This window comes from Micromonospora sp. NBC_00821, assembly GCF_036347035.1.
GTDB lineage: Bacteria > Actinomycetota > Actinomycetes > Mycobacteriales > Micromonosporaceae > Micromonospora > Micromonospora hortensis.
This window is the reverse complement of sequence record NZ_CP108880.1, coordinates 2,316,342-2,335,522: the sequence shown is the minus strand read 5'-3', so window position 1 is coordinate 2,335,522 and position 19,181 is coordinate 2,316,342. Positions and strand designations below refer to the sequence as shown.

Sequence of the window (19,181 nt, the reverse complement as noted above, 5' to 3'; positions counted from 1 at the left end):
TCAACCCTTCGTGGAACCGGCGGCCACGCCGTCGGCAATTTGGCGCTGGAGGAACAGGTAGACCAACAGGACGGGTATCGCGGCGATCAGCACCCCGGAGGCGAAGGTGGGGATGTTGTCGGAGTACTGCCCGCGCAGCGAGGTCACCCCGATCATGAGCGTCCGGTGATCGGCCGAGGGCATCATCACCAACGCCATGAGGACGTCGTTCCAGCAGAACAGGGCGTTGAGGATCCCGACCGACAGCAGCGCCGGGGTGCCCAGCGGCAGCATGATCCGGCGGTACACGCCGTACACGGTGCTGCCGTCGATCCGCGCGGCGTCGACGATCTCCGGCGGAATGCCCTTGTAGTAACTCGTCATGAGAAAGACCGTGAAGGGCAGGAACTGGGCCACGTAGACCAGGATCAGGCCCGGGTACGTGTCGATGAGCGCGGTGTCGGCCATGATCCGGGCCAGCGGCACCATGATCACCTGGAACGGGATGAAGAGCCCCGCGAGGCAACCCAGGAACAACGCCGACGAGCCGCGGAACCGCAGTTGGCTCAGGGCGAAGCCGGCCATCGACCCGAACAGCAGCAGCAGGAGCACCGACACCGTCACCACGAACAGCGAGTTGATGAAGTAGCGGCCCATGCCGACGCTGTTCCACGCCGTGCTGATGTTCTCGAAGCGCAGGGCGTCGGTCAGGCCGAACCGGTCGAGGATGTAGTCACGCCGGGTCTTCATCGCGACGTTGGCGGTGAACAGCAGGGGGTAGATCGTCGCCAGGGCGAGCAGCGACATGGGGATGGCGACCAACCACCGTCCCAGGCGGAGGCGAGACATCAGTCCTCCTTTCCGGATCGTTCGAGCAGCTTGATCTGCAACAGCCCCACGACAAGCATGATCATGAAGAGGATCGTCGAGGCCGCCGACGCGAGAGCCGGCCGGTTCATCTGACCCTGCTGCTTCCAGATGTAGAACTCCGGCAGGTACGTCGACCCTTCCGGCCCGCCACTGGTCATGATGTAGAGGAGGCCGAACATCGAGGTCAGCATCCCGATCATCGTGGTCACGAAGACGAACTGGATGGTGCGCGAGAGGGCCGGGATGATCACGTGCCAGACGACCTGGCGCAGCGTCGCCCCGTCCACCCGGGCGGCGTCCAGGAGCGCGGCGTCCAGCGTGGCGAAGCCGGCGAGGAACACCACCAGGGCCATCCCGAAGGTGGCCCAGATATGCACGCCCACCACCATGAACATCGCGATGTCCGGGTCACCGAGCCAGTCCACCGGACCGACACCGAACGACCCGAGCACGGCGTTGAGCGGGCCGTCGAAGGCGAGCAACAGGTTGAAGATCGCACCGACGATGACCGGCGACAGCACCGCCGGGAAGAAGTAGACGCTGCGGTAGAAGCGGTGGCCCGGCACCCGAAGGTAGATGAACGTCGCGAGCAGACCGGGGATCGCCACCGCCACCGGCAGCAGAAGCACCAGCAGTCCGACGTTCTTCAGCGCGGTCTGGAACAACGGGTCGGCGAAGAGCTCACGGTAGTTGCCGAAACCGACAGCCGTCCCGTTCTGCTCACCGTCGCCGGTGAAGGAGAAGTTGACGCCCAGCAGCAGCGGGTAGAGCCGCAGCAGCACGATGATCAGGACGGCCGGGAGGACCAGGATGTAGGGGGCGTAGCGCTCGGCCCTCAGGCCACCACGGGTGCGACGGGGTCGCGCGCCACTCCGATGCGCGGCGGGGGTGACCGCCGCCCCGCCGGCCCGTCCGGCCGAAGCCGGACGGACCGACGGTTGCGTGTTTCCCATCGGCACGAGGTCAGCCCGCCTGGTCGGAAGCGGCCAACTGCTTCACCACCTCGTCGACGCTGATCGACCCGCTGAGCAGCTGCTGGGAGAGGCGCCCCATCAGGTCCAGCGTCTTCGAGGAGAGCGCCACGTGCAGAGCGGGCTTGCCACTCTTCAGCTCGCCGACGATCGTGCCGACGGCCGGCCCGGCCTGCGACACGTCGATGGTGGTGTCGGCGGCGATCGCGCCGGCGTCGGCGTAGAAGGCCTTCAACGCGTCGGCCGAGCTCAGGGAGCGCACCAGGTCGGCGGCCACCTTCGGGTCCTTCGTCCACTTGGCGACCGCGTAGCCGATGCCACCGTCGTACGGGAGGCTCGGGGTGGTGCCGGCGGTGACGACGGGAGCCTTCATGACGCCGAGCTTCTCCGCGGTCAGGAACTCGTTGAAGTCCTGCCAGTGCCCCACGTCCGACATCAGACCCATGACGTGGGCGGCCTTACCGGACTGGAAGAGCGCGAAGGAGTCGTTGAACATCGCGGTCGAGTTGGCCCCGTCGCTGTTCATCTTCCTGTCGCCGGCCTCCTTCCAGGTCTGGAAGATCCGCTTGACGTTGGGCGAGTTCCAGTCGCGCTTGCCGGCGATCCAGGCGTCGTACTCCGCGGCGGTGAGGGTGGTCGAGCCCAGGCTGGAGAGCCAGAACTGGATGCCGACACCTTCCTTGTTGCCGAGGGCGAAGCACTTGGAGCCGGCCTTGGCGATGGCGGCGCAGTCGGCGACGAACTTGTCCCACGTGGTGGCCGGGCTCGCCGGGTCGAGGTTCGCCTTCTGATAGATCGCCTTGTTGTAGTAGATCGGGTAGCCCTGCAGCGTCACCGGGACGGCGTAGGTCTTGCCGTCCTTGCCGAACGCCTCCCAGCCGGCCAACCGCTGCCTGTCCTCGGCCACGTAGTCGTCGAGGGGCACCAGCGCGTCCACCCGGTCGCGGATCTGGCCGCCACCGTTGAACAGCATCACGTCCGGGCCCTTACCGGACTGGATCGCCGCACCGAGCAGGGTGTAGTACTGGTCGAAGGGCTGCGCGACGAACTCGACCTCGACGTCGGCGTGCTTCTTCTTGAAGTCGGCCTTGGCCTTCTCCAGATAGGATTTGGCGAATGGCTCGCCGGACTTCCAGTCCCACACGACCAACTTGCCGTCCGAGCTGGTTGACTTGCCCGAATCGCTAGCACTTCCACAACCGGCCAGGGCCAGGCCCACAACGAGGACGGCCGACCATATTGCGCGCTGTCTCATCGATTGTCACCTCTATATGGGGGGTGGCCGGCGGGTGTCCCGCGAGCCAAATGTTGACCGGAAGGTAACTCGTATGACGTGTGACGTCAACAGTCGGCCGTACACTGACCCAGACGTCGTGCCACGGCGAGCCATTCGGAGGGGACATGACGCCACCGCAGGAGACAGCCCTGAACAGCCCGGCGACCCCGGCGTGGGTGCGTCGGCCGACCAACCTCGCCAGGGCGGTCACCGCCGAACTGGTGGAGCGCATCGTCCGCGGCGTACACCCGTCCGGGTCGTCCCTGCCTCCCGAGCCGATCCTCTGCGAGACCTTCGGCGTGAGCCGGACCGTCGTCCGGGAAGCAGTGAAGATCCTGCAGGAGAAGGGGCTGGTGCAGGTCCGTCAGGGCGCCGGCACCATGGTCACCCCACCGTCACACTGGGACATGCTCGACGAGCTCGTCCTCGCGGCCACCATCGCCGTGGACGACAGCCTCGCCATACTCGACGACCTGGTCGTCACCCGGCGGGTGCTGGAGTCCGACATGGCGAACGTCGCCGCCCGCCTCGCCGACAGCGGGACGGTCGATCGACTGCGGGCCATGGTGGACCGGATGGACGAACTCGTCGACGACCACGTCACCTACCACGACCACGACCGGGCCTTCCACGACACGATCATGCAGGCATCCGGGAACCGGATCGCCCGTGGCGTCGTACGCGCGCTGGAGAGCCAGGTCATCAACACCGCCCGGTACATGGGCCGGACCGAACGGGCGTTGTGCGTGGCGTCCAACCAGGGTCACCGGCGCATCTACGAACGCATCGCGGCCCACGACCCCAACGGCGCCGCCGAGGCGATGTTCACCCACATCACCGAGGCCTGGCTGGTCCGTCGCAGTGGCTCGGGGAGCCCGGTCCGCCTCGAACGCTGACCGTCACGAGCAACGGACGGCGCCCGCCCCCGAGGTACGGGAGCAGGCGCCGCCAGCTGTGGCCAACAAGAGTCACGAGAACTGGGCGAAGAACCTCCAGATCTCACCCTTGGTCCAGGTGGTGATGCCGCTCTCGGCGTAGGTGCCGTCCACCGGGCCGGGCATGTGGCCGTTGTCGTACGCGGCCCACTGCACCGGGTATCCGGCCCGGCAACCCGAGTAGGTGGTCGTGACGTGCGTGCGGCTGCCGGCCGCCGGCTCGCGCGGGCTCTGCGCGGTGCAGCCGTTGTTCCGGACGAACGTGTCGCGCAACGCCCGGCCACCCGAGATGCCCAGGACATTGTCCGAGATGCCGTGCAGCCCGAAGTACGCGATGGGCTGCGTACCGCCACTGCAGCCGCTGATCTGCCCACCGGAGATGACGGCGACGGCGCGGAAGACGTTGGCCCGCGCGCAGGCGACGGCGTAGCTCATGCCGCCGCCCCAGCTGAAGCCGAGCGCGAACCGCTGCCTCGGGTTGACGCAGAGGCTGCTCTCGATCCGGCTGATCATGTCGTCGACGAAGACGATGTCCTCACCGCCGGAGTTGCCCCAGCCGTTGCCGAACCCCTGGGGCGCGACCAGGATCGCGCTGTTGTTCGACTGCTCCTGCTGCCCGTAGTACGACCACGGGGTCCCGCTGGTGCCGCCGGAGGAGATCTCCTGCATGGTGCCGCCGCGCCAGTGGAAGGCGAAGATCAGCCGGTAGGGGTTGCTGTTGTTGTAGTTCGCCGGCACCCGGAGGATGAAGGTCCGGCTCTTGCCGTTGCTCTGGATCGTGTGCGTGCCGCTGGCCAGCGTCGGCGCCTTGCCGCACCCGCTACCACCCGACGGCGGCGGGTTACTGCCGCCCACCTGGACGAGCTGCCACTGCTGGTTGGTGCCGCCCCAGTCGGCGTACTGCACGATGTTCCCACCGTCAGCCGTGGACGCGCCCTGCACCTCGACGGCCTTGTTGCTGTTGCGGTTGATCAACCGAACATAGCCACCGTCCGAGTCGGCCAGCCGGAACTGCTGGTTCGTCCCGTTCAGATCAGCCCACTGCACGATCGCGCCACCGTCGGCGGTGGAGAAACCACTGACGTCGAGCACCTTGCCCGAGTGCCGCGACTTGATCCGGTAGTAGCCACCCCCGGAATCCACGAACTGCCACTGCTGATTGACCCCGTTGTTACGCGTCCACTGGCTGATCCGCGCCCCGTCGTTGGTGGCCGAGGCGTACAGGTCCAACGCCTTACCGCTGTTGCGATTCACCAACACGTAGGAGGCGTTGGTGTCCACCGTCGCCGCTGACGCGGGCGCCGCGTTGACGGCGACGAGTGTGCTGGCTGCCATGACCGCGGCCGCCGCCGCGGCCAACCCTGACCGCCAGCGAGATCTTTGTCGAGAGGCGGGACGAGCCTCACCGAGGGCTTCCATGGTCCACTCCTTCGATCGGGGTCACCCACGAGCGGGAGCGCCCGCGCGTGCCCTGGCGTGCGTGCCGGCGTCGTGGTGGTGGCGTCAGCACGTCTGGGATGTTGTGCGGGCAACCCGCTGCCGACGGCGTACGTCGATGGCGATGGCGATGGCGATGGCGATGCCACGATCCGGGCTTCGTGGCAGGCCGCGCCGAACCCCCGCGGTGCGACGTCGTGGCTCCCGAAGGCCGGGTGGCCCGCGGGGTGAAAATTAGCGGGTAAGACGTCATACGTCAAACGATTGGCGTCGATCCGAGCAGATGTCCGGCAGCGGCAACCCGACGGTCGCGGCGGCCCGCCCCGGAGGGAGCGGGCCGCCGCTCGTCACACCTCGCCTGGGCGGGCGCCGGCCGGATCCCGTACGGCCGGCAACTCCCGCTCCCCCGAGTCGATGACGGCGGTCGTCAGCCGATTCGGACCAGTTGCCACTGCTGGTTGTTGCCGCCCCAGTCGGCGTACTGGACGACGTTCCCACCGTCGGCGGTGGACGCGCCCTGCACCTCGACGGCCTTGTTGCTGTTGCGGTTGATCAGGCGTACGTAGCCGTCGGCCGAGTTCGCGAGTCGGAACTGCTGGTTCGTGCCGTTGAGGTCGGCCCACTGCACGATCGCGCCGCCGTCGGCGGTGGAGAAGCCGCTGACGTCGAGCACCTTGCTGGAGTTGCGCGCCTTCAGCCGGTAGTAGCCACCGCCCGAGTCGACGAACTGCCACTGCTGGTTGACGCCGTTGTTGCGCGTCCACTGACTGATCCGCGCCCCGTCGCTGGTCGCCGAGGCGTAGACGTCCATCGCCTTGCCGCTGTTCCGGTTCAGCAACACGTACCAGGCGCTGGTGTCCACCCCGGAGCCCGGCGGAGGCGTGGTGGGCGGCGGGGTCGAGCCGCCGTTGAGGGCGTCCAGGACGGCGGTGTACGCGGCCTTCTTGTTGCCGTTGCAGTCGAACAGCAGTGCGTTGTCCGAGCCACGCCACGAGTCGCAGTCCCGTACGCCCCAGGTGGTGATGCCGGTGCAGCGCGAGACGGCCAGGCAGGCGCGGGTGACGGCGCCGAAGATGTTGGCCTGGTTGCCACCGGTCATCACGTCCAGCTCGGTGATCTGCACATCCACACCGAGATCGGCGAACCGCTGGAGGTTGGCCTGGTAGTCACCAGCCAGCGAGGTGCCCAGGTGCGACTGGAACCCCACGCAGTCGATCGGCACGCCACGGGACTTGAAGTCCCGCACCATGTTGTAGATCCCCGTCGACTTCGCGTTGATCCCGTCGGTGTTGTAGTCGTTGTAACACAACTTCGCACCCGGATCCGCCGCCCGCGCCGCCCGGAACGCCGCCTCGATCCAGTCATTACCGGTGCGCTGCAGATTCGAATCCCGACGCCCACCACTACCACCGTCAGCGAACGCCTCGTTCACCACATCCCACGAGTGGATCTTCCCCCGGTAGTACGAGGCGACCTGGGTGACGTGGTTGATCATCGCGCTGCGCAACGCGCTGCCCGACATGCTCTGCGCCCAGCCCGGCTCCTGCTGGTGCCACAACAACGCATGGCCTCGCACACTCATGCCATTGGCCTGGGCGTGACTGACCAGACGATCACCACCGGTGTACCGGAACTGGCCCTGCTGCGGCTCGGTGGCGTCCCACTTCATCTCGTTCTCGGCCACGACACTGTTGAACTCACGGTTCAAGATCGTCGTGTAGGCGCTGGTGGAGAGCTTGCCGGTCGCGACGGCGGCGCCGAAGTAGCGGCCCTTCTCGGCGGCGGCCGCCTTCAAGGTCGTGCCGGCACCGGATGCGGGAGTCAGCGCCACCGTCATACCGGTGGTGAGGGCGACGGCGATGGTCGCCGCCGCCAGCATCGTTCTCATGGGTTTCATGGCGTTCCTTTTCAGTGGTTGCATCGGTGGTGGTGATGTGCCACTTCACTCGGGGCGACCGATCGGAACGGTCTTCCTGGCCACCCGGCATCAGCACGCGCGGTTGGTCCGAGAGGGCTGTCGCCGGCAACTGCCGGTCCCGAGGTGACGGCCGCATGCCCTTGCGGACGTCGTGATCCGAGGTACGACCCGTGCGGCTCGCCCGGTGAGCCACGGGAACGATCGCCCTCTATATCGAGAGTGAGCGATAACATGCCGTTCGTCAAGACGTAACGGGCCGTTCACGCCGATCTCCCGGAACGCCGCGTTTCGCCCGGTACCAAACGCCCAGAGCAACAGTGCTCAACCGCCGCGCGACCAGCGGAAGAGTCGTACCACCGCACCGCTCGGGCCACGCCGGAGGGCGACCCTGTTATCGCTCACAGTCGTGGCCGCGGCTCCTGGCCGTTCACGAGCAGCCGGTGGCCGAGCCACTCGGAGACGGCTGCGCCGGATCCACGTCGGCGCGTACCCCGGCGAGCAGGTCGGCTGTGGTGTGGGCCGCGATATCGGGCTGCGCGGCGTCGGCGAAGCGCTCGACGACCGCTCGGACGTGTCGCTCGGCGGGTGTGGCGAGGCCGTCGTAGACGGCCGCGAACAACTCCCGCGCCGGACGCCTGAGCCAGTCCCGTGGAAGCAACTCCACTGGCAACTGCGGATCGAGGACGGGAAAACGCCGGAAAGTGTCCATCACCTCGGTACGGGCCCGCACCGCGGCGGCGCCGTCGATCTGCCCGGACAGCACCTCGGACGACAGCGGCGTCCACCGCCGGAGGAACGCGTCGTAGCTCCGACCGATCGCCTCGACGTCCCAGGCCTCGATCGGTGCGCGGTGAATGGCCGAGGCGAGCGCGCTCTGCCGTCCGCGAAACACCGTCACGGCGCCGAGGGTGAGTCGGTCGAGTTCAGCCCGAGCCGCTGACGTCAGCTCCAGCGGCGAGATCCACAGACCGTCGTACAGCGGCGCGTAACCGAGCCACCGAAGTTGCGCCCGCAGGGCCCGGCGCTGCGCACTGCGATCCTGCGGCAGCGAGAAGGCGACGATCGTCCACCGCCCGTCCCAGAGCGCCGTCGAGGTGGTGGAGGCGAGAATCCACTGCCCGCCGGCGGAAAGGTTGGCGGCGGCGGCGCGGCTGAGCCGGTAGGAGCTGCGCCTCCCCAGTCGACTGCCCTCCACCACACCCCGGCGGGCCAGCCGACTGATCGCGGTCCGCGCTCCGGCTGGCGTCACGCCGGTCTCGCCGAGCAGCGCGACGATGGCCGCGGACGGAAGGGCGACCCGGGTCCGCAGCGTGTAGTCAGCCAACAGGGTCACCGCGACACCCTGCGGCGAGTTGCCGACCTGCCGGCGGGGCAGCCGCAGTGGCTGGTCTCCGTCGTCCGGATAGATCTCGTCGATGTCGAAAGGGCTTGCCACAGGCGCTCCGCGCTCCTCGGGGACGGCATGACGACTGTAGACGGACCGCCACCACTCCCCTATAAATCGAGAACCCTCGATTGACACTTACCGGCCCGGAGGGAACACTAACTGACACGCGACGCCATCCGAAGCCGGGCTGGGCGAGCCACAGGTAGCGGGCATCGTGCGATCACCGCGGCAGTCGGGCACACCGCGAGCGGATCGCACTGTCAATCCAGCCTGCACAGGCAATCAAAGGAGTCGTCAGTTGAGAATCAGAAGGAAGTTGCTACTCGCCCTGGCCACGGCACTGGCGGCGGCCGGCCTGGTGGCCCCCACTGTCGGGCCCGCGTACGCGGCGTCACTGACCGAGGTGACCAGCTTCGGTGACAACCCGGGCCGGATGCGCATGCACGTCTACGTGCCGGACAACCGGCCGACCCGACCGGCTGTCGTGGTGGCCATGCACGGTTGCGGCGGGTCCGGCCCCGGCTTCTACTCCGGGAGCGAGTTCGCCAGCCTCGCCGACCGCTACGGGTACATCGTGATCTACCCGTCCGCCACCCAGCAGGCCGGGTTCGGCAACTGCTTCGACGTCTGGTCGGACGCCGCCAAGCGACGTGGCGGCGGCAGCGACCCGGTGTCGATCGTCTCGATGGTCCGGTACGTGCAGCAGCAGTACGCGGCCGACCCGGAGCGGGTCTACGCCACCGGCAGCTCGTCCGGCGGCATGATGACCAACCACATGCTCGCCCTCCATCCCGACCTGTTCAAGGCCGGCGCCGCGTTCATGGGCGTGCCGTTCAACTGCTTCGCCAACGCGGCGGACTTCCCGCCCACCAGCAGCCAGTGCACCGGCGGAAACATGAACCGGACGCCGCAGCAGTGGGGTGACGCGGTCCGCCAGGCGTACCCCGGCTACTCCGGGCCCCGCCCGCGCGTGCAGCTGTGGCACGGCACCAACGACACGCTCGTGCCGTACTCGCTGTTGCAGGAGGCGATCGAGCAGTGGACCAACGTGTTCGGGCTGAGCCAGACACCCACCTCCACCGACACGCCCCAGGCCAACTGGAACCGCCGCCGGTACGCCGACAGCGGCGGCACCGTCCAGGTCGAGGCGTACAGCATCCAGGGGGCCGGGCACAGCCTGCCCTCCGGTGGCATGGCCGCGTCGGCCATCGCGTTCTTCGGACTGACCGATCCCACGACGCCACCGCCGACCACGCCGCCCCCGACCACGCCACCGCCGACCACCCCGCCGCCGACTTCCGGCGCCTGCCGGGTGACAGTCGACGTCAACGCCTGGAACACCGGGCTGACCGAGAACATCACCGTCACGAACACCGGCACCAGCGCCGTCAACGGCTGGTCAGTGGTCTTCACACTGCCGGCCGGGCAGACCATCACCTCGGGCTGGAACGCCACCTACTCGCCCAGCTCCGGGCAGGTGACGGCCCGCAACGTCGCCTACAACGGCGGCATCCCCGCCAACGGCTCGGTGAGCTTCGGCTTCCAGGCCACCCACACCGGTAACAACGCCCGACCGCCGTCGTTCACCCTCAACGGCGCGTCCTGCACTGTCGCCTGAGACCGGGTGGACGTCCACCCGCGCGTGCGCCGGTCACCACCTGGTGGTGACCGGCGCACGACTCGTACGGCGTGGCCGGGATCAGCGGTAACCGGCGGTCACCACGCTGGCCTGCACGGCGTTCTCGGTCGCGTCGGACGGATAGCCCGCGACCATCGCTCCCTCGTAGAAGGTGCCGGCGCTCAGGTTCGCGCCGCCGTCGGGCTTGCAGCAGTCACCGCCGCTGCCCAGGATGATGGCGCCCTGCTTCTTCATCGGGCTGTAGCCCGGCGGGAGCGAGCCGTCGTACAGCGTGTAGAGGCTGCCGACCTGCGCGTCGCTGCCCTTGATGGCGAACCGGGTCGTGCCGTTGTTCTTCAGCGTCGCGGTGACGAACTTGCTGGTGAACGCGCGCTGGTTCGGGTTCCAGGAGCTGCTGCCGCCCGGGAAGAGACCCCACTCGAGGTCGGCCTGCACCCAGGGCCCGCTGCCCGAGCAGCCGCCGAACCAGCACTGCTTGCCGAAGTTGATGGCGTCCATCGCGCCGGCGGCGTCGGCCTTCCTGGTCGTCTCGCTGTTGCCGTAGTCGAAGCAGCAGCCGCTGTTGACGTGGGTTCCGCTGGTCACCATGTACATGCCCTCGGGTGCCGCGCCGGTCGGCACGCCGGTGAGGTGCCCATCGCGCCAGTAGCTGTTACCGGGGTTGATGTAGAGCGAGTACGCCTTGGCGCCGCCCACGGTCAGCGACTCCGAGGTCGCGATCGCCGGCTTGCTCTGCGGGGAGCCCGGAACGACGCTCGAACCCTGGTACCAGAGGTCGTTGCCGCGCCCGGACTGGTCGAAGACGACAGTGATCACGCAGGCGGTGCCGGAGCAGAACGAGTCCTGCGTCGCCGCGTTGGCGGTGCCGCCGGTGCCCGTGAGCCCGATGTTGCGGGTCGTGTTGTCCGACGAGCGTCGGACCTGGTAGAGGTTTCCGGCGTACGCCTCGTAGAGCGCCCGCGTGGTGCTGTGCGCCGCGATGCACGGGGTGCCGCCGGAGGCGTAGATGTCGCACGGACGCGCGCCGGTCGGCGGGTTGGTCGGCGGCGGGGTGGTGGTCGGCGAGGCCCACTGCTGGTTCGCGCCGCCGTTGCAGGCCCAGAGGATGATTTTGGTGCCGTTCGCGGTGGCGGCGGCGTTGGCGTCGAGGCACAGCCCGGACTGCACGCCGGTGATGGTGCCGTTGCTGTTGACGTTCCACTGTTGGTTGTTCTGGCCGTTGCAGTCCCAGATGATCACCTGGGTGCCGTTGGCGGTGCCGCGGCCGGAGGCGTCCAGACACTTGTTGCCGTACGCCTGGATTTGCTTGGTGGACGTCCAGGTCCAGCTCTGGCCGGCACTGCCGTTGCAGTCCCAGAGTTGCGTCTGGGTGCCGTTCGTGGTGCCGGAGTTGGGCACTTCGAGGCAGCGGCCGGATGGCGTACCGACGATCGGGGTGCTTTGACCGACGACGATGGCGGCAGCCGAGACGGGTGCCGCGGCGGCGGACAGTGATGTGCCTTGTAGGGCGCCGACGCCGACGAGCACTCCGACCAGCGCGGTCGCCAGGGCGGCCAGACGTCGGGTGCGAGGACGTCTCGGGACGAGATCACGGGCTGTTCCTGGCCCGGTGGGGGACGGGGTTCGCACGAGGTGGCTCCTCGAAGTCGTGGAAGCGCGGTGGGTTTGTTCGACGGGCCATGGGGGCGGTGGCGATGGCGAATCGATTCGCAGCGAATCGTATGACCTTTAATTAATTCATGTCAATGAATGCGGTGGCGGGGTGGCGCGCTGGCCGTTGGGCGGACGACCGGCACGCCACCTCCCCGGGACGCCTACCGCCCCAGGAGCCGCCACGTCTGGTTCAACGGGCTGCCCTGATTGACCGCCCTGCAGGTCCACTGGTGGACCAGCGCGCCGGCGGCCGTGGAGACCGCGTTGACATCGACGCACTTGCCACTGTGCCGGGCGACGAGTTGGTAGTCGTGCGAGTCGTTGCCCGAGTAGGTCACCTTTCGCAGCGTGAACTGCTGGTTGAGGCTGTTCAGGCAGGTCCACTGGTGCACCGCCGCACCGTCGGCGGTGGAGACGCCGCTGACGTCGAGGCACTTGCCGCTCTGCTGGTTGACCACCGTGAAGGTGTTCGCCACTCCGGTTACCGGGCGGAAGTTCCAGAGCTGCTGGTCACCACCGTCGCAGTAGTTCTGCTGTTGGACGTTGCCGTCGGCGGTGCTCAGGCCGGCGTTGTTCAGGCACTGCTGGGAGTGCTGGGCCACCGCCACCGACTGGAAGCCACCGTCCGAGGGAGGCAGCAGCGTGACGGTGTACGTGTCGGTCTGGTTGGTGTACGGCACCGTCACCGTGGCGTTGTTGTTCGACACCCCGACCACGCTGTTCGAGACCGTGACCGGCCCCGCCACCGCGCCGCCACCGTTGTGCGGGATGCGTTGGGTGAGGACCCGGACCTGGTTGTTCTGCACGATGCCGCTCGTGGTGTCCAGGCGTTGCAGGTTGACTGTCAGGTTCCCGGTGGTACGACCACCGCCGATGAGCACCTTCGCCACCCCGGCGGCCTTCGTGGCGTACGCGTCGTACGACTGGCTGGGGGTCACCGCGACGATCTCCCCAACCTGGGAGGCGTAGTAGCGGTAGTTCCACCACTCCCCCTTGGGCTGGTGCTGGCCGGCCGAGTTACGGATCAACAGGTTGCCGAGATCGTTGTGCAGGCTGCCGCCGCTGGCCCAGTTCGCCCGCAGGCCGTCGGCCCGGGCCCGCTCCAGGCGCGCGATGTACCAGGCGCCGTCGGCCGGGTTCTGCTCGTCAGGCGCGCCGTACTCGTTGATCTGGTACGGACGCGGATGGGCGATGCCACGCGGGTCGAGGGTGGCGTTGGCGGCGGCGACGTTCGCCACCGGGTCACCGGGCAGCGAGTGCCAGCTGATGATGTCCGGCACCGTGTTCGTCGAGCGGACGAAGTCCAGGTACTGGTTCCAGAAGGCGTGGTTGGTCGACGGCACGCAGGCGCAGCTCGGCCCGACGATGAGCTGGCTGGGGAACTCCGCCCGGATGCGCTGGTAGGTCCGCCGCCACAGTTCGAGGTACTGGGAGATCGGCCGGTTCCAGAAGATGGTGATGTTGGGTTCGTTCCAGATGTCCCACTGCACCGACAGCCCGGACGCCCGGACGTCGTTGATCAGGCGGGTCAGGAAGTTGTCGTAGTCGGTCCAGTTGCCGTTGTCACCGGGGAAGCGGGAGATTCCGGCGCCGTCGGCACCCCAGAGGTCGTGCGGCAGGAGGATGAACTTCCCGCCGAGGGCTGTGGTGCGACGCGCCTGGGCGAGTGTGGAGTTCCAGCGGCGGTCGTAAGTTCCGCCGACCCAGCCGCTGCCCGGGAGCTGCGCGCCGCCGGCGCGCATGTACTGGAACTTGACGTCCCGGTAGAAGTGGTCGGCCGGACCGCTGGCGTTCTCGGTCATGCCGTAGATCCAGCCGGAGGCGCGGTAGGTCGGCGCACCGTTTGTGGTGGCGAAGTTGACGCTGATCGACTCGTCGGCGGCCTGGGCGGGGGACGGGGCGACGGTGACGGCGGCAGCGGCGGCGAGCAGGCCGACGACGAGTCGGGCCACGGACACGCGGGCTCGGCCTGACCTGCTGCGGGACGGGGTTTTCACGGGCGGCTCCTTGGTGGGGCGCGGGGGACGCTCTCCGGAGGGCAGCACTTGCGAATCGATTCGCACGGATCGTAGGACCGGGAACTGAACCATGTCAATGAAGTGACGGCGCGGTGACGTCCACGTTGCCCAGCGATCCTCACGGCGCGACCAACTGACCCTTGACCCCCGGCTATGGCCAGACCTATCTTCGGGCGAACCGATTCGTCGAATCGATTCGCAGCACGTTTGACTGTTCCACGCCGCGACGATCAACCGACACACCCCACCTGACGATCGATGTGAAGTGAGGCACCACATGACCGGACTCAGTCGTCGGCGGCGCCTGGCCGCCGTCGCCGTGATAGCTCTCGCCGCAGTGACGGGCAGCGCCTGCTCGTCGTCCGCCGACGGTGGCGCCGACGGTGGCGCCTACCTCGTCTGGGACCCGTATCCGCAGTTCGCCGACGACTCCGAGTGGGTCGCGCTGCTCAAGAAGTGCGGCACCTCCGCGGGGGTGACTGTCGAGCGCACCGGCTACGACACCACCGACCTGACCAACAAGGCGCTGCTCGCCGCTCAGCAGGGAAACTCACCGGACGTGCTGATCGTGGACAACCCGGTCATCTCCACTCTGGCCGAAGCCGGTGCGCTCACCACCACCGACGACAACAAGCTGGACGTCTCGGCCATGGAGAAGAACCTGCTCGGCGCCGGCCAGAGCGGCGGCAAGACCTACGGGGTGCCGATCGGGGCGAACACCCTCGCCCTCTACTACAACAAGGATGTGCTCACCGCCGCCGGCGTCGATCCCGCCGCCGTCACGGACTGGACCTCGCTGACCGCGGCACTGACCAAGGTTAAGACCAAGGGAAAGAAGGGCATCACCTTCTCCGCGATCGGCACTGAGGAGGGCAGCTTCCAGTTCCTGCCCTGGTTCTGGGGATCGGGCGCCCAACTGACGAGTCTCGATTCGCCGCAGGCGGTGTCCGCGCTGGCGCTCTGGACCGACTGGCTCAAGCAGGGCCACGCCCCGAACTCCGTCATCAACAACACCCAGACCACGAGCTGGCAGGAGTTCGCCACCGGCGACTACGCGTTCGCCGAGAACGGCACCTGGCAACTGGCCAACGCGGAGAAGCTCGGCTTCTCGTACGGCACCATCGCGATCCCGGCCAGCGCGGGCGGCCCGGCCCCGGCGCCCACCGGCGGTGAGTTCGTCTCCATTCCGGTGCAGAAGAAGACCGGCCGGTACGAGACGTCGCAGAAGCTCGTCACCTGCCTGACCAACGCCGACAACCTCCTCACCACCGACACCACGCTCTCCTACGTCGCGCCCGTCGCCGCCGTGCAGGAGCGACAGGCCACCGCGGACCCCAAGCTCAAGGTCTGGGTGGAGGCGGTCCGGGCAGCCAAGGGCCGCACCGGCGACGACCTCGGCACGAAGTACCCGAAGATCTCCGAGGCCCTGTGGACCGCTGTGCAGTCGGCCCTCAGCGGCGGAAAGTCGCCACAGGAGGCACTCGCCGCCGCGCAGACCGCCGCCACGACCAGGTAAGCGATCCGAACCGACACCATGCCCTCCACGACAGAGACCTCCACCGCCGTACGAGACCAGGGTGGGGCGGCGACCGCCGTCCCGCCCGGGCCTCCGCCATCCCGTGCCCGCCGGCCCAGCCGATGGTGGGCATGGGGCTTCCTGGCGCCCGTGACCATCTACCTGGCGGCCTTCTACGCCTACCCGCTCTACCGCAACGTCGAGTTGAGCCTGCGCGAGTACACAGTCCGATCGTTCGTGCAGGGCGGAGCGCCCTTCGCCGGCCTCGACAACTACCGAACGGTCCTGACCGACCCGGCATTCGGGCCGACACTCACGCACACAGTGGTCTTCACAGCGGCCTCGCTCGTCTTCCAGTTCACCATCGGCATGGCCCTGGCCCTCTTCTTCCACCAGCACTTCCCGCTGTCGCGCACGCTGCGGGCACTGATCCTCGTACCGTGGCTGCTGCCACTGATCGTCTCCGCGTCGACCTGGTCGTGGCTGCTCAACAGCGACTCGGGGCTGGTCAACGCGGCGCTCGGCGTCGTCGGGATCGACCCGGTCAACTGGCTCACCTCACCGGGCTGGTCACTCACGTCGGTGATCATCGCCAACGTCTGGATCGGCATCCCGTTCAACCTGGTGGTGCTCTACAGCGGCCTACAGGCGATCCCGACCGAGATGTACGAGGCGTCCGCGCTCGACGGCGCGACGGGGTGGCAACGGTTCTGGGGAATCACCTTCCCGTTGCTGCGCCCCGTCTCCCTGATCACGCTGCTGCTGGGGCTGATCTACACGCTGAAGGTCTTCGACATCATCTGGATCATGACGAAGGGCGGCCCGACCGGCTCCTCGGCAACACTCGCCACCTGGTCGTACCGGCTCGGCTTCGGCAACCTGCTGCCCGAGTTCGGCCCGGGCGCGGCCATCGGGAACCTGCTCATCGTGCTGGCTCTGGTCGCCGGCCTCGTCTACATCCGGATCGAGCGGAGGCAGCAGCTGCGATGACCACCTCGACGCCTCGCGCCTGGTGGAAGACCGGCGTGGGCCTGGTGCTGACCGGGCTGATGCTCTTCCCCGTCTACTGGATGATCAATGTGTCCTTCACCCGGGACCAGGACATGCGCGCCAGTCCCCCGCACCTGTTCCCCACAAACGGCACCCTGGACGGCTACCGGGCGGTGCTCGACCAGCAACTGCCCTACCTCGGCACCAGCTTCCTGGTCGGCCTCGGCACTGTGGTGCTGACCGTGGCGCTGGCCGCCCCCGCCGGTTACGCGCTGGCGAAGCTCCGGCCACCCGGCGGTCCGGCGCTGAGTTTCCTGCTGCTGATCGCGCAGATGATCCCGGGGATCATCATGGCGATGGGCTTCTACGCCATCTACCTCACCCTCGGCGTCCTCAACACGCTGCCCGGCCTGATCCTGGCCGACACGACGCTCGCGGTGCCGTTCGCTGTCCTGATCTTCACGGCGTTCATGTCCGGTATCCCCGACGAGCTGCTCCAGGCCGCCGTGGTCGACGGGGCCGGTCGGCTGCGGACCTTCTGGTCGGTCGTGCTGCCGGTCAGCCGCAACTCGATCGTCACTGTGTCGCTCTTCGCGTTCCTGTGGTCCTGGTCGGACTTCATCTTCGCCTCGACCCTGGCCGGCGGCGGTGACCACCAGCCGATCACTCTCGGCATCTACCACTACATCGGCAACAACAACCAGCAGTGGAACGCCATCATGGCCACCGCCGTCGTCGCTTCGATCCCCGCCGCAGTGCTGCTGATCCTGGCCCAGCGGTACGTCTCGATGGGTGTGACCGCCGGCGCCGTCAAGGACTGACCATCCGCGGCGGTCGAGGACTGACCACCCGCACCACAGAAAGGCACCCGCCACCCATGACCGTCGCCCCGTCCGGTCCGGAGTTCTCCATCCAGGACATCCCGTTCAGCTACCGCGGATCCTGGTTCAACATCTCCCCAGTGGTAGCCGAGAAGACGTACGCCGACGACCTCCATTTGGTCTCCCACCAGACCGGGCTGCACCCCGTACTGCGGTTCACCCCCACCGTCGCCGGCACCACAGTCGTCGCCACGCCCGCCCTGCTGAGCTGGCGCAACGGGGCCGACCGGATCGAAGCCGTCTACGACGGGCCGGACACCCTGCGGGTCCGGGGCCACCGGCTCGGCCTGCGGGTGGCCGCTGCCGCGCACACCCTCACCCCGTTCAGCGGCACCTACCTGTACGCCGACCCGGTCGACGGATCACACGTGTTCACCTCGTACGAGACCGGTCGCCGATACCGGATCACAGTGCTCTCCGGCGCACTGCCGCGGACCGACGGCTCGCAGGCGCTCGGCACCGCCGACCGTTCCCTGGATTTTCCCGGCGACCAGCCCTGGGAGATCGCGATCGAGGAGTACGCCACCGCCCGCCGCCCGTACGCCGGTTCCGTCACCTTCGAGCAGTTGTGCCGCGACCGGTTCGCGGAGTTCACCGCGTTCGTCGACGCGATCGCGCCCTGGCGCGGCCCGGACACCCCGGCCGCCGAACTGGCCGCGTACGTCCTGTGGTCGGCCACTGTCGCCCCGGCGGGCTTCGTCACCCGGCCGGCCGTCCTGATGTCCAAGCACTGGATGGACAAGGTGTGGAGCTGGGACCACTGCTTCAACGCGATCGCCCTGGCTGCCGGCGAGCCGGAGCTGGCCTGGCACCAGTTCCAGTTGCCCTTCGACCACCAGGACGAGGCCGGGGCCCTCCCCGACTCGGTCACCCACTCGGAGGTCCTGCACAACTATGTCAAGCCTCCCATCCACGGCTGGGCCCTCCGGCACCTGCGCCGACGCCTCCCCCAGCCGCCGGACCGGGCGGCCCTGGCGCAGACGTACGACCGGCTCGCCCGCTGGACCGGGTTCTGGCTCGACGCGCGACGCGCCCCCGGCCATGACCTGCCGCACTACCAGCACGGCAACGACAGCGGCTGGGACAACGCCACCACCTTCGACGACAACCGGGTCCTCGAGACGGCTGACCTCGCCGCGTTCCTGGTCTCGCAGCTCCGCTGCCTCGCCGACCTCGCCACCGAACTGGGTGAGCCCGCCACCCGCTGGTCGGAGGAGGCCGACCGGATCCACGGGGCGATGCTGCGCGACCTGTGGGACGGCGAACGCTTCTGCGCCCGGGACCCCCACACCGGGCGCCGGCGACCCAGCCGCAGCCTGCTCGACCTGATGCCCGTCGCGCTCGGGGCCGATCTGCCGGCCCCGGTCGCCGCCGCCCTGGCACGCGGCGTCGAAACCCACCTGACCACGCACGGGCTGGCCACCGAGCCGACCGACTCGGCCCACTACCTCGCCGACGGCTACTGGCGTGGCCCGATCTGGGCGCCCTCCACCGTCCTGGTCGAGGACGGCCTGCGCCGGGCCGGGCAGACCAGGATCGCCGACGACATCAGTCGGCGGTTCCTCGCGCTGTGTGAGAAGTCCGGCTTCGCGGAGAACTTCGACGCCGAGACCGGCACCGGGCTGCGGGACCGCGCCTACACCTGGACCGCCAGCAGCTATCTCATCCTCGCCGCCGCCCAGGAGGAGCGGCGGGTCAGGGGCGGGTAAGC

14 protein-coding genes are annotated in these 19,181 nt (G+C 68.3%); 6 read left to right on the top strand and 8 right to left on the bottom strand.

All coding sequences use genetic code 11. The features are described 5' to 3' along the window. Genes OHB44_RS10730 through OHB44_RS10720 form a run of 3 tightly spaced genes read right to left on the bottom strand, consistent with a single transcriptional unit; the run spans position 1 to position 3,075 of the window. Positions 1–828: a carbohydrate ABC transporter permease gene (locus OHB44_RS10730; RefSeq protein ID WP_112601630.1), complete on the bottom strand. Its 828-nt coding sequence runs from the start codon at positions 826–828 to the stop codon at positions 1–3. Then, positions 828–1,802, bottom strand: coding sequence for a carbohydrate ABC transporter permease (locus OHB44_RS10725; protein WP_238686464.1), 975 nt, complete (start codon positions 1,800–1,802; stop codon positions 828–830). The genes OHB44_RS10730 and OHB44_RS10725 overlap by 1 nt, the downstream gene beginning before the upstream one ends. A 10-nt stretch (positions 1,803–1,812) precedes the next feature. Further along, entirely contained in the window at positions 1,813–3,075 is a 1,263-nt protein-coding gene (locus OHB44_RS10720; RefSeq protein WP_238686466.1) for an ABC transporter substrate-binding protein, read from the bottom strand. A 146-nt stretch (positions 3,076–3,221) separates the two neighbouring features. Here OHB44_RS10720 and OHB44_RS10715 point away from each other — a divergent pair, with 146 nt between their 5' ends. After that, positions 3,222–3,992: a FadR/GntR family transcriptional regulator gene (locus tag OHB44_RS10715; RefSeq protein ID WP_210781643.1), complete on the top strand. Its 771-nt coding sequence runs from the start codon at positions 3,222–3,224 to the stop codon at positions 3,990–3,992. 72 nt (positions 3,993–4,064) lie between these two features. Here the strand turns inward: OHB44_RS10715 and OHB44_RS10710 are convergent, their stop codons facing one another. From OHB44_RS10710 to OHB44_RS10700, 3 genes are all read right to left on the bottom strand, one after another. Continuing rightward, positions 4,065–5,366, bottom strand: a complete 1,302-nt coding sequence (locus OHB44_RS10710) for an RICIN domain-containing protein (protein WP_442932665.1) — start codon at positions 5,364–5,366, stop codon at positions 4,065–4,067. A gap of 529 nt (positions 5,367–5,895) precedes the next feature. Further along, on the bottom strand, positions 5,896–7,365 hold the full coding sequence (locus OHB44_RS10705; protein WP_372488394.1) for an endo-1,4-beta-xylanase: 1,470 nt from the start codon (positions 7,363–7,365) through the stop codon (positions 5,896–5,898). Positions 7,366–7,813: 448 nt separating this feature from the next. Then, entirely contained in the window at positions 7,814–8,821 is a 1,008-nt protein-coding gene (locus tag OHB44_RS10700) for a PaaX family transcriptional regulator (protein WP_266303221.1), read from the bottom strand. A 250-nt stretch (positions 8,822–9,071) separates the two neighbouring features. Here OHB44_RS10700 and OHB44_RS10695 point away from each other — a divergent pair, with 250 nt between their 5' ends. Beyond that, on the top strand, positions 9,072–10,391 hold the full coding sequence (locus tag OHB44_RS10695; protein ID WP_330440661.1) for an extracellular catalytic domain type 1 short-chain-length polyhydroxyalkanoate depolymerase: 1,320 nt from the start codon (positions 9,072–9,074) through the stop codon (positions 10,389–10,391). 81 nt (positions 10,392–10,472) lie between these two features. Here the strand turns inward: OHB44_RS10695 and OHB44_RS10690 are convergent, their stop codons facing one another. After that, positions 10,473–12,041: an arabinofuranosidase catalytic domain-containing protein gene (locus OHB44_RS10690; protein ID WP_266303223.1), complete on the bottom strand. Its 1,569-nt coding sequence runs from the start codon at positions 12,039–12,041 to the stop codon at positions 10,473–10,475. A 185-nt stretch (positions 12,042–12,226) separates the two neighbouring features. Next, positions 12,227–14,062 carry an RICIN domain-containing protein gene (locus OHB44_RS10685; protein WP_330440659.1) on the bottom strand — a complete coding sequence of 612 codons (1,836 nt, stop codon included), beginning with the start codon at positions 14,060–14,062 and terminating at the stop codon, positions 12,227–12,229. Between the two features lie 298 nt (positions 14,063–14,360). On the opposite strand from OHB44_RS10685, the gene OHB44_RS10680 reads away from it, so the two are divergent. The 4 genes from OHB44_RS10680 (at position 14,361) to OHB44_RS10665 (ending at position 19,179) form a co-directional block, all read left to right on the top strand. Beyond that, positions 14,361–15,599, top strand: coding sequence for a sugar ABC transporter substrate-binding protein (locus OHB44_RS10680; RefSeq protein WP_238686474.1), 1,239 nt, complete (start codon positions 14,361–14,363; stop codon positions 15,597–15,599). 150 nt (positions 15,600–15,749) lie between these two features. Beyond that, positions 15,750–16,589 (top strand): carbohydrate ABC transporter permease, encoded by an 840-nt coding sequence (locus tag OHB44_RS10675; protein ID WP_238686476.1) that lies wholly within the window; start codon positions 15,750–15,752, stop codon positions 16,587–16,589. Then, positions 16,586–17,410 (top strand): carbohydrate ABC transporter permease, encoded by an 825-nt coding sequence (locus OHB44_RS10670; RefSeq protein ID WP_266303225.1) that lies wholly within the window; start codon positions 16,586–16,588, stop codon positions 17,408–17,410. The genes OHB44_RS10675 and OHB44_RS10670 overlap by 4 nt, the downstream gene beginning before the upstream one ends. Before the next feature lie 56 nt (positions 17,411–17,466). Further along, entirely contained in the window at positions 17,467–19,179 is a 1,713-nt protein-coding gene (locus tag OHB44_RS10665) for an amylo-alpha-1,6-glucosidase (RefSeq protein ID WP_238686479.1), read from the top strand. Positions 19,180–19,181 lie beyond the last annotated feature (2 nt).

Bases quoted from the DNA above. Each gene is read 5' to 3' on its own strand.
- OHB44_RS10730 (WP_112601630.1), bottom strand. From the start codon at position 828: ATGTCTCGCCTCCGCCTGGGACGGTGGTTGGTCGCCATCCCCATGTCG.
- OHB44_RS10670 (WP_266303225.1), top strand. From the start codon at position 16,586: ATGACCACCTCGACGCCTCGCGCCTGGTGGAAGACCGGCGTGGGCCTG.
- OHB44_RS10710 (WP_442932665.1), bottom strand. From the start codon at position 5,366: ATGGCAGCCAGCACACTCGTCGCCGTCAACGCGGCGCCCGCGTCAGCG.
- OHB44_RS10720 (WP_238686466.1), bottom strand. From the start codon at position 3,075: ATGAGACAGCGCGCAATATGGTCGGCCGTCCTCGTTGTGGGCCTGGCC.
- OHB44_RS10715 (WP_210781643.1), top strand. From the start codon at position 3,222: ATGACGCCACCGCAGGAGACAGCCCTGAACAGCCCGGCGACCCCGGCG.
- OHB44_RS10680 (WP_238686474.1), top strand. From the start codon at position 14,361: ATGACCGGACTCAGTCGTCGGCGGCGCCTGGCCGCCGTCGCCGTGATA.
- OHB44_RS10725 (WP_238686464.1), bottom strand. From the start codon at position 1,802: ATGGGAAACACGCAACCGTCGGTCCGTCCGGCTTCGGCCGGACGGGCC.
- OHB44_RS10705 (WP_372488394.1), bottom strand. From the start codon at position 7,365: ATGAAACCCATGAGAACGATGCTGGCGGCGGCGACCATCGCCGTCGCC.
- OHB44_RS10665 (WP_238686479.1), top strand. From the start codon at position 17,467: ATGACCGTCGCCCCGTCCGGTCCGGAGTTCTCCATCCAGGACATCCCG.